Here is a 10,502-nt window from a genome sequence, read left to right on the forward strand (position 1 = left end):
CTAGCCTGAGGGTGCCCTTCAGGCTAGGCGGCATTGGCCACTCGGGTGAAGCCCTGATCAGGTGCCCGTACGATCACCGGAAAGTGATCATCCTCGGGTGTGCTGACCGACCATCTGCACGTTGCCGGTGCCTTCGATGATCTCGCCGGCCTGCCACGCCTCGACGCCACGGCCGGTCAGGGTGGCCAGCGCCCGGTCGGCGTCCTCGGCCGAGACGATCGCGAACATGCCGACGCCCATGTTGAAGGTCGACTCCATGTCGTGGTCGTCGATCCGACCCTTCGTCTGGATCAGGTCGAAGATCGGCTGCGGCTTCCAGGTGGACCGGTTGACCACCGCGTCGACGTGCTCGGGCAGCACCCGGACCAGGTTGCCGGGGATGCCGCCACCGGTGATGTGGGACAGCGCCCGCACCTCGGCCTCGGCGATCAGCTTGAGGCAGTCCTTGGCGTAGATCTTGGTCGGCGTGAGCAACTCCTCGCCGAGGGTCCGCTGCCGACCGAAGTCGTCGATCACGATGTCCAGACGCATCCGGGCCGCGCCCAGCAGCACGTGCCGGACCAGCGAGTATCCGTTGGAGTGCAGGCCCGAGGAGCGCATGGCGATCACCACGTCGCCCACCTCGACCCGGTCGGGGCTCAGGATGTCGGCTTCCTCGACCACGCCCACGCCGGTCGCGGAGATGTCGTACTCGTCCGGACGCAGAACGCCGGGGTGCTCGGCGGTCTCCCCGCCCAGCAGCGCGCAGCCGGCGTAGCGGCAGCCGTCGGCGATGCCCGCGCCGATCTCGGCGACCTTGTCCGGCACGACCTCGCCGGTGGCGATGTAGTCGAGCAGGAACAGCGGCTCGGCGCCGCAGGCCACCAGGTCGTCGACGACCATCGCGACCAGGTCGATGCCGACCGTGTCGTGAATGTCCATCTGCTGGGCGATCACCAGCTTGGTGCCCACCCCGTCGGTGGAGGACGCCAGGATCGGGCTCTTGTACTTCTTCGTGTCCAGCCGGAACAGGCCGGCGAAGCCACCGAGGTCACCGAGCACCTCGGGACGGCGGGTCTGCCGCACCTTCGACTTGAGCAGCTCCACCGCGCGGTCACCCGCGTCGATGGAGACACCGGCGTCGGCGTACGAGACCGAGCGTTTGCGCGCCTGGCGGCCAGCACCGCCCGTCCACGGCTGGCGGTCGCCGCCGGCGCCGGTCGGGCTGCTTCCTGCGCCGTTGCGCTCGGACACGTGCGTCACGGTTCTCCCCTTTGGTTCTCGGTGCCGCCGGCGGTAGCCGGGCCGCGCCGGTTGGTGCTACGGGCGGTTTGCGGTAACGCCACCCGGAGTGGCGACGGACGAGCCGTTGGTGTGCGGGGCCTCCGGCGCCGAGTTGGCGACGCGTCGACCCACCCCTTCGAGCACGTGCTTGCCGATCAGGTTGCCGGCTGGCAACTCGATCGGGTACTCCCCATCGAAACACGCCCGACACAGCCTGGTCTTCGGCTGCTCGGTCGCGGCGATCAGGCCGGGAAGGGAAACGAAGCCCAGCGTGTCGGCGCCGATGGAGCGCCGGATGCCGTCGTTGTCCAACCCGTTGGCCAGCAGCTCCGCCCGGGTGGCGAAGTCGATGCCGTAGAAGCACGGCCAGCTGACCGGCGGGGAGGAGATCCGGACGTGCACCTCCAGCGCCCCTGCCTCACGCAGCATCCGCACGATGGCGCGCTGGGTGTTGCCGCGCACGATCGAGTCGTCCACGACCACCAACCGCTTGCCGCGGACGTTCTCCCGCAGCGGGTTGAGCTTGAGCCGGATGCCGAGCTGACGCAGGGTCTGCGACGGCTGGATGAAGGTGCGACCCACGTACGGGTTCTTCATCAGGCCGGCGCCGTACGTGATGCCGGACGCCTCCGCGTACCCGATGGCAGCCGGGGTGCCCGACTCGGGCACCGGGATCACCAGGTCGGCCTCGACCGGGTGCTCCTTGGCCAACTGCCGGCCGATCTGGACCCGCGCCGAGTGGACGTTGCGCCCGGCGATCGTGGCATCAGGGCGGGCGATGTAGACGTACTCGAAAAGGCAGCCCTTCGGCTCCGGCGCGGCGAACCGGGTGGAGCGCAGCCCGTTCTCGTCGATCGCGATCAGCTCGCCCGGCTCGACCTCGCGCACCACGCTGGCGCCGACGATGTCCAGGGCGGCCGTCTCGCTGGCGACGACCCAGCCGCGCTCCAGGCGGCCGAGCACCAGCGGGCGGACGCCGTGCGGATCGCGGGCCGCGTAGAGGGTCGCCTCGTCCATGAAGACGAAGCTGAACGCGCCGCGCAGCTGCGGCAGCACCTCCAGCGCGGCCGCCTCGACCGAAAGATCCGGTCGGCTGGCGAGCAGCATCGTCACCAGGGAGGTGTCGTTTGTCGAGCCGTCCGCGATGAGGCCGCGCTCGGCGACCTCCTTCTCCAGCTCGGCCGTGTTGACCAGGTTGCCGTTGTGGGCCAGCGCGATGGTCGTGCCGGAGGTGGTCGACCGGATCGTCGGCTGGGCGTTCTCCCAGTTGGACGCGCCGGTGGTGGAGTATCGGGCGTGCCCGATCGCCAGGTGACCACGCAGGCTGGCCAGGGTGGGCTCGTCGAAGACCTGCGCCACGAGGCCGAGGTCCTTGTAGACCACCACGCCGGAGCCATCGCTCACCGCGATGCCCGCCGCCTCCTGGCCGCGGTGCTGTAGGGCGTAGAGGCCGAAGTAGGTCAGATTGGCAACCTCTTCGCCGGGGGCCCAGACGCCGAAGACGCCGCAGGCATCCTGGGGGCCAGGTCGTTGGGGGTCAAGGTCGTGGCTCAGCCGGCCGTCGCCTCGGGGCACCTACCGCTCCCTCATGCTGGTCTGGACCGGCCGGGCGGGGATCACGGGCGGATCCACTCTCCTCTGCCGGGACCACTGTCGTCGCCTGACAGTGTACGCGAATCGACGTCAATACAGAAAGTCACGATTCCGCTGCTCACCGTCACAGCGAGTGGGACATCGGGACGACTAGAGGGGCAGATACGCCGAGAGGTCCGCGCGGTTGCCACTCATCTGGACGCGACCGTCGGTGACCGCCTCCGCCCAGGCAACCCTGCCGGTTGCCAGCTCCAACCAGGTGTTCGGGGCCATCTCGACCACGTTTGGTGGATTTCCCCTGGTGTGTCGAGGCCCGGGTACGCACTGGATCGCCCCGTATGGTGGGACGCGCACCTCCACCGATCGGCCGGGGGCGCGCTCCGCGAGGACGGCCAACAACGACCGGACCGCCTCTCGGAACACCGGCCGTTCGGGCGTACGCCCCTCGTCGAGCGCCGACAACGCGGCCGTAACGGCAGCGGACTTACTGTGCGGAGAGGACACGACGGGACGATACGACCCCCCGGCCAGACACGCGACGCTGGCCCTGGGTCGCGCTCATGCAGTCGGACAAGGCATAGTTGCCGACGGCGTATTCGTACCGTGATGATCCCCGGCCCGGCGCCCCGCCGGTCAGAGGGAAGTCAGCCCGGAAGGCGGTGGACGTGTCAACACACCGACGTGCCTGGAAGCAGCGGGCCGGTGTGGTCGTAGCGCTGGTTGCCGGCGCTCTGCTCGCCGTCCCCGCCACACCAGCCATGGCCGCGGATGTCAACGTTTCCCCCGGCTCGATCACCGTAAACGCCGGTAGCGACGCCACGATCACCGTGCGCGTCACTGGGGGTAATGGCGACGAGTCGGCGAAGGTCAGCCTCTCCGGCCTGCCGTCCGGCGTCAGCTGCGCCAGTGGTTGCGGTGACGTCAAACTCTCCGGCGGCGGCCTGGGCAACCCGACAGGGTCGGTGCTGGTCAGGATCGCGGCCAACGACAACGCTGGCGACGCGACCGCGACCATCACGGTGGCGGTCGAGGCCGAGTCCGGCCCGGACACCGCCACCGTCTCGCTGACCGTGAAGGGCAAGGCCGCTCCGCCGCCGCCGCAGAACCAGACCGTGCGGTCGGTCGCCGGCAAGGTGGTCGCGCAGTCAAACGGCAAGGCCGTGCCGAACGCGTTCGTGGTCCTCCAGGACACCGCCGGTCACCGCTACGACGCCACCAGCAACGACAACGGCGACTTCCGGTTCACCGGTACGACCCAGAACCCGATCGCCCCCGGCCGGATCGACCTGGGTGCGTCGTTCGACAACATCAAGGCGTTCAAGTCCTTCAACGCCAACGCCGGGCAGGCCGTCACGGGTCAGCGGCTCAGCCTCGCGATCAAGGTCGAGGTGACGCCCAGCGCCACCCCGTCCGCCACTCCCGAGGCCACCCCCACCGAGGAGGCGACCGAGGAGGGCACCGCTGAGGAGCCCACCGAGGAGGCCAGCCAGGCTGCTCCGGCGAACGCCGCGAACAACGAGGACGGCGGCGGCTTCAGCTCGTACCTGATCATCCTGCTCGGTGGTCTCCTGGTCGCCGCCGGTGTCGGCACGATCGTGCTGCTCTGGATGAAGCGCAGGGAGAACGGCGACGACGACGACGCTTCGGCAGTTGCCGGTGGCGGCGGAGTGGTGCCGCCTTCGCGCGGCGGATTCCACGGTCCCGACGACCAGACCCGGGTGGTCGGCGGTCGTCCCGGCGGTGGAGCGGACCCGACCATGGTCGGCGGCGCGGCGCTGAGCGAGGCGCCGACGATGATGCACCGCCCGGTGGTCGACGACGTTCCGCCGGACCCGTACGGCGCGCCTGCCCAGCCCTACGGCGGCGCGGGTCAGCAGGGCTGGGGTGGCGCCGGCTACGGCGAGGAGCCAGCGTCCGCCGGGTACGGTGCCGGCGGCTACGGCAACGCCCCCGCTTCCGGTGGCGGCTACGGCACTCCGGCCGGCCCAGAGGGCGGCTACGGCGCCGGTGCGGCCGGTGACGGTTACGGTGCCGGTTACGGCAATGCTCCGGCCTCCGGTGCCGGCTACGGGAACGCTCCAGCCTCCGGCGGCGGCTACGGCGGTCGTGATTACGACGCCCCGGGCGGCACAGCCGCCTACCCGCCGGCGCCCGCAGGCGGGGCGGCCTACGGCGAGCGGTTCGACGAGCCGACCGGCCGGTACACCGGTGACAGCACCCAGTACCCGGCTCCGGCCGACCCGTACGCCACCGGCGTCTACCAGCCGGAGCAGGGGCAGGGGTACGGCCAGCCCGATGCCGCCCCGTACGGCGGTCGCGCCGCCGAGCCGACCGCGGGATACGGCGCTCCGGAGGCTGGCGGGTACGACCAGGGTGGCTACGGTCAACCGGCCGGCGGATACGACCAGGGCGGAAACTACGGCCAGGAGCCTCCGCAGCAGCGCGGCGGCTACGACGACCGGGGCTACGACCAGGGCGGCTACGGCCAGCCCACCGGCGGATACGACCAGGGCGGAAACTACGGCCAGGAGCCTCCGCAGCAGCGCGGCGGCTACGACGACCGGGGCTACGACCAGGGCGGCTACGGCCAGCCCGCCGGGCGGAACCGACCGGAGACCCCGCCGCCGACCGAGCGCGGCGGTCGCCGCCTCGACTGGCTGGACGACTGACCCCACCACAGCACATGAAACGGCCACCCGGAGATCCGGGTGGCCGTTTCGCTGCAAGACCCACTCGGCTTTCAGGAAGTCGGGCCATCCCGCCGCCCTGGACACCCCGATTTCCTGAAAGCCGAGTTGATCACAAGGCGCGGGCCCGGCGCGGGCCCGCGCGGGCCGGCGCGGTCAGGCGGCGGAGAAGACGCCCTGGTGGAGCACCGGGACGACGTCCGACACGCCGATCCGGACGGCGACGTCCACGTCCGCGGCGAAGCCGCTCTCGGTCAACTCCCGTCCGGAGACGCTGCCGCGCACCGCGGCGGGCAGATCCGGGGTGCTCGCCAGCGCGGCGAGCGCCATGGCCGCCTCCACCGAGAGCCCACCCGGCACGCCGGAGAGGGCGTCCAGCACCGAGGCGGCGCCGAGTTGGTCCTCCACCGACGGCCGCAGTGACCCGTCCGGCCACCGCTCCCCCGACGCGATCACGCCGATCGGGGCGTCCAGCGTGCCGTACCCCTGGCGGCGCAGCCAATGCCCGACGGCGCGCGCGTTGCGCAGGCACGCCGCGACCACCGGCAGGCCGGTGGCGCTGGCGGCGGCGCTGATGGCCGAGCCGTTCGGGGAGGGCAGCACGAGGTCCGCCACCACCGGTGCGCTGCTCAGCGCGGCGGGCGAGAGCGACCACGGATGCTCCGCAGTCGTCTGCCGCCGCCCGACCGCAGCGGTCGCGCCGACCCGGACGGCGTACTCGGCGGCCTGCTCACCCCAGGGGAACGGGTGCACCCGCATGCCCCGGGCGACCGCCACCTCCACGGCGGTGGTGAACGAGAGAACGTCCACCACCACCAGCGCCGCGCAGACCCGGCCGAGTTCGGCCGCCCCGGTCAGCCCCCAGTCGAACCGGGCACCCGATCCGGGTTGGCCGTAGACGGCGGCCGTCAACGCCTCAGCGCTCGTCAGGCGACGGCTCGGTGACACCGGAGTCAGACTCGGACACCTCGCCGGGCTGCTCCGACCCGATCGGCTCGACCGCGCCGGTCTCCGGAGACGGACCCGAGGATGCGATCGGCTCGGAGACCACCTCGGCCGCGTCGACCGGCTCGGCCGGCTCGCCCGGCAACGGGACGGCCTCGACCGCACCCGCCACGCCGGCAGCCGGCGCGGGCACCTCGACGGCCGCCGAACCCCCGAAGAGGCGCGGCAACGTCTCGGTGTGCGCGGTGCGCAGCTCGTCCAGGCCGATCCGGAACTGGCCGTGCACCTCGAGCGCCCCACCGGACGGGTCGGTGACGCCGATCAGCTCGAACGGCACGCCCCGCTCGGCGCAGAGCGCCGCGAACGCCTTGTCGTGGCCGCGCGGCACCGAGACCAGCGCCCGCGTGGCGGACTCGCTGAACAGGTAGACGAACGGCATCGAACCCTCGGCGAACTGCTCCGGCACCGCGACCCGGGCACCGACGCCGCGACGCAGGCAGGACTCGACCAGGCTCTGGGCGAGACCGCCGTCGGAGAGGTCGTGCGCGGAGGCCAGGTGACCGACGCGGGCCGCCTCGGCCAGCAGCTCGGCCAGCGCCTTCTCGCGGAGGAGGTCGACCTGTGGCGGAATACCACCGAGGTGCTCGTGCGTCACCCAGGCCCACTCCGAGCCGGACAGCTCCACGTTCGTCTCGCCGAGCAGGTAGAGCTGGTCGTGGTCGCCACCGGCGCGCGGCACGAAGCCCATCGGCACCCGGTCGGCGACGTTGTCCAGCACGCCCAGCACACCGACCACCGGGGTCGGGTGGATGGCCGCGGCACCGGTCTGGTTGTAGAAGCTGACGTTGCCGCCGGTCACCGGGATGCCCAGCTCCAGGCAGCCGTCCGCCAGGCCGCGGACGGCCTCGGCGAACTGCCACATCACGCCCGGGTCCTCCGGGGAGCCGAAGTTGAGGCAGTCGGTGACGGCGATCGGCTTCGCGCCGGTCACCGCCACGTTCCGGTACGCCTCGGCCAGGGCCAGCTTGGTGCCGTTGTACGGGTCGAGCCGGGCGTACCGGCCGTTGCCGTCCACCGAGAGCGCCACACCCAACCCGGTCCGCTCGTCGATCCGGATCACGCCGCCGTCCTCCGGCTGGGCGAGCACGGTGTTGCCCAGCACGTAGCGGTCGTACTGCTCGGTGACCCAGGACTTGTCGGCCAGATTGGGCGACGCGATCATGCGCAGCACGGTCTCCCGCAGCGCCTCCGGGTCGGCCGGGCGGGGCAGCGTCTCGGCCCGGTCGGCCTGGAGCAGGATCAGGTCGGCCGGCTCACGCATCGGTCGGGCGTAGACCGGGCCGTCGTCGACCAGCGAACCCGGCGGCACGTCGACGACGAGGTGGTCCTGCCAGGTGATCAGCAGGCGACCGGGGCTGCCGTCCGGCTCCGGTGCGGTGACCTCACCGATCGCGGTGGCGAGGACGCCCCACTTCTCGCAGGTCTTGAGCACCGCGTCGAGCTTGTCCGGCGCGACGACCAGCAGCATCCGCTCCTGCGACTCGCTGGCCAGAATCTCGTGCGGGTCCATCGAGGGCTCGCGCAGCGGCACCCGCTCCAGCCAGACCCGCATGCCGGTGCCGGCAGCGGCGGCGGTCTCGGTGAGCGCGCAGGTCAGACCGGCGCCGCCGAGGTCCTGGATGCCGACGACCAGTTGGCCGTCGTACAGCTCGAGGCACGCCTCGATCAGCAGCTTCTCGGTGAACGGGTCACCCACCTGCACGGCGGGGCGACGCGCCTCGCTGCCCTCGTCGAAGGTGGCGCTGGCGAGCACCGAGACGCCGCCGATGCCGTCGCGGCCGGTCTTGGCGCCCATCAGGACGACAACGTTGCCCGGGCCGGCGGCGGCCTTGTTCTGCAGCCGGCTGACCGGCAGCACGCCCAGGCAGAGCGCGTTGAGCAGCGGGTTGCCCTGGTAGGAGGGGTCGAAGACCAACTCTCCACCGATGTTGGGCAGGCCCAGGCAGTTGCCGTAGCCGCCGACGCCCGCGACCACACCGGTGAGCACCCGGGCGGTGTCCGGGTGGTCCGCGGCACCGAAGCGCAGCGGGTCCATCACCGCGACCGGGCGGGCACCCATGGCGAGGATGTCCCGGACGATGCCACCGACGCCGGTCGCCGCGCCCTGGTACGGCTCGACGAAGCTCGGGTGGTTGTGCGACTCGACCTTGAAGGTCACCGCGAGCTCGTCGGAGATCTGCACGACACCGGCGTTCTCACCGATGCCGGCGAGCATCCGGTCGCTGTGCGGGGCCTTCTCACCGAACTGGCGCAGGTGCACCTTGCTCGACTTGTAGGAGCAGTGCTCGCTCCACATGATCGAATACATCGCCAGCTCGGACTGCGTGGGCCGGCGGCCGAGGATCTGCCGGATCCGGTCGTACTCGTCGTCGCGCAGGCCCAGCTCGGTGTACGGCTGAAGCTCGCCCGGGGTGCCACCGGCGCGCGGAACGGTGTCCACGCCCTCGGTCCAGACGGCGGCGGCCGGCTGGGCGGGAGCGGTCGCCGGGGCGACCGGCTGCGCCGGGTTCGGCTCGGCCGGCTGCGCCGGGGCGGAGTACGCCTCCGGTGTGTCCCGTACCGGGTCCGGATGGGTGGTCATGACCTCTCCTCGCTGCGCTCGTGCCCGCCAGACCGGCGGTTGAGCTGACCGATGATCGTGCCGCCGGTCATGCCGGCGCCCCCACCAGGTGCTTGAGGACCGACGTGAAGAAGCCGAGGCCGTCCAGCGAAGGGCCGGTGAGCGCCTCCACCGCGTGCTCCGGGTGCGGCATGATGCCGACCACGTTGCCGGCGGCGTTGGTGATCGCGGCGATGTCGCGCTGGGACCCGTTGGGGTTGCCGCCGAGGTAGCGGGCGACCACCCGACCTTCGGCTTCGAGCTGGTCCAGCGTCGCGGTGTCCGCGACGTAGCAGCCCTCGCCGTTCTTGACCGGGATGAGCACTTCCTGGCCGGGCTGGAACGCGTTGGTCCACGCCGTCCCGGCCGACTCGATGCGCAGGACCTGGTCCCGGTTGCGGAAGTGCAGGTGCTGGTTGCGGGTTAGCGCGCCGGGCAGCAGATGCGCCTCGCAGAGGATCTGGAAGCCGTTGCAGATGCCGAGCACCGGCAGACCACCCTGGGCGGCGTCCACGATCGTCTCCATCACCGGGGCGAACCGGGCGATGGCGCCGCACCGCAGGTAGTCACCGTAGGAGAAACCGCCGGGCAGGACGACTGCGTCGACACCGTGCAGCTCCGGGTCGCCGTGCCAGAGCCGTACCGGCTCAGCGCCGGCGATCCGGACGGCCCGGGCCGCGTCCCCGTCGTCGAGCGAGCCGGGGAAGGTGACCACACCGACCCGGGCGGTCACGAGCGGGCGTCCGCAGTCTCGTCGGCCTCGACCAGGCGGACGGTGAAGTCCTCGATGACCGGGTTGGCGAGCAGTTTGTCGGCAATCTCCCGAGCGCGGTCCAGGTCCGGTTCACCGGTGAACTCGATCTCGATCCGCCTGCCGATCCGAACCGAGGCGACGTCACCGACGCCGAGCCGGGGCAGCGCGTTTGCGACGGCCTGGCCCTGCGGATCAAGGATCTCGGGCTTGAGCATGACGTCGACGACGACGCGAGGCACTGGGCACTCCTGACTGTGTACGCAGTTGGGTGCCGACCCACAATGGGCGAGCGCAGCCAGCGTACCTGGCAGATATCGCCGCGGACGCACCGGCCGGGTGGAGTTCAGGCAGTGATCGACATTACCGACGCCCACTGTGACCCGCCAGGCGCTACAGGTGGCCTCAGCAGGGCATACATGGCGCAACGGGTGGCCAAATCGTTACATTGACCAGCCTCGATCAAATCCTTGATAACGACCGCGTCGGGCCCTACTGTACATCGACGTAAGTCGATTCAGGCGTTAGCGGGAACCCCCGTTGCCGCCCCCACCTGCACCTGTCTCTTATCCACATCTGACGCTGCCGACGAACGCTAGGGTGT

Annotated in this window: 8 protein-coding genes; 1 reads left to right on the forward strand and 7 read right to left on the reverse strand. The window is 71.3% G+C overall.

What is annotated here, in order from left to right:
* Positions 1-87: 87 nt before the first annotated feature.
* The 3 genes from purM to DLJ58_RS01540 all read right to left on the reverse strand — a co-directional run bounded on the left by purM (position 88) and on the right by DLJ58_RS01540 (position 3,360).
* Entirely contained in the window at positions 88-1,242 is a 1,155-nt protein-coding gene (gene purM, locus DLJ58_RS01530) for a phosphoribosylformylglycinamidine cyclo-ligase (RefSeq protein ID WP_124853504.1), read from the reverse strand.
* Between the two features lie 57 nt (positions 1,243-1,299).
* Positions 1,300-2,838, reverse strand: coding sequence for an amidophosphoribosyltransferase (gene purF, locus DLJ58_RS01535; protein ID WP_124853505.1), 1,539 nt, complete (start codon positions 2,836-2,838; stop codon positions 1,300-1,302).
* Positions 2,839-3,006: 168 nt separating this feature from the next.
* Entirely contained in the window at positions 3,007-3,360 is a 354-nt protein-coding gene (locus DLJ58_RS01540) for a sterol carrier family protein (RefSeq protein WP_244218736.1), read from the reverse strand.
* Positions 3,361-3,521: 161 nt separating this feature from the next.
* Between DLJ58_RS01540 and DLJ58_RS01545 the strand changes: the two genes are divergently transcribed.
* Positions 3,522-5,525: a carboxypeptidase-like regulatory domain-containing protein gene (locus DLJ58_RS01545; RefSeq protein ID WP_244218737.1), complete on the forward strand. Its 2,004-nt coding sequence runs from the start codon at positions 3,522-3,524 to the stop codon at positions 5,523-5,525.
* A 174-nt stretch (positions 5,526-5,699) separates the two neighbouring features.
* On the opposite strand, the gene DLJ58_RS01550 is transcribed toward DLJ58_RS01545, so the two are convergent.
* From DLJ58_RS01550 to purS, 4 genes are all read right to left on the reverse strand, one after another.
* Complete coding sequence (locus DLJ58_RS01550; RefSeq protein WP_112586203.1) at positions 5,700-6,455, reverse strand: 2-phosphosulfolactate phosphatase; 756 nt, start codon at positions 6,453-6,455, stop codon at positions 5,700-5,702.
* 4 nt (positions 6,456-6,459) lie between these two features.
* Positions 6,460-9,129 (reverse strand): phosphoribosylformylglycinamidine synthase subunit PurL, encoded by a 2,670-nt coding sequence (purL, locus tag DLJ58_RS01555; protein WP_124853506.1) that lies wholly within the window; start codon positions 9,127-9,129, stop codon positions 6,460-6,462.
* 67 nt (positions 9,130-9,196) lie between these two features.
* A complete protein-coding gene (purQ, locus tag DLJ58_RS01560; RefSeq protein ID WP_124853507.1) occupies positions 9,197-9,880 on the reverse strand; it encodes a phosphoribosylformylglycinamidine synthase subunit PurQ in 684 nt (227 codons plus the stop codon).
* Positions 9,877-10,140 carry a phosphoribosylformylglycinamidine synthase subunit PurS gene (gene purS, locus DLJ58_RS01565; RefSeq protein WP_030491392.1) on the reverse strand — a complete coding sequence of 88 codons (264 nt, stop codon included), beginning with the start codon at positions 10,138-10,140 and terminating at the stop codon, positions 9,877-9,879. Before purS ends, purQ begins: the two co-directional genes overlap by 4 nt.
* Between the last annotated feature and the right edge of the window lie 362 nt (positions 10,141-10,502).

Origin of the sequence: Micromonospora arida (genome assembly GCF_003857035.1) — a bacterium.
In the GTDB taxonomy this organism is placed as follows: Bacteria; Actinomycetota; Actinomycetes; order Mycobacteriales; family Micromonosporaceae; genus Micromonospora; species Micromonospora arida.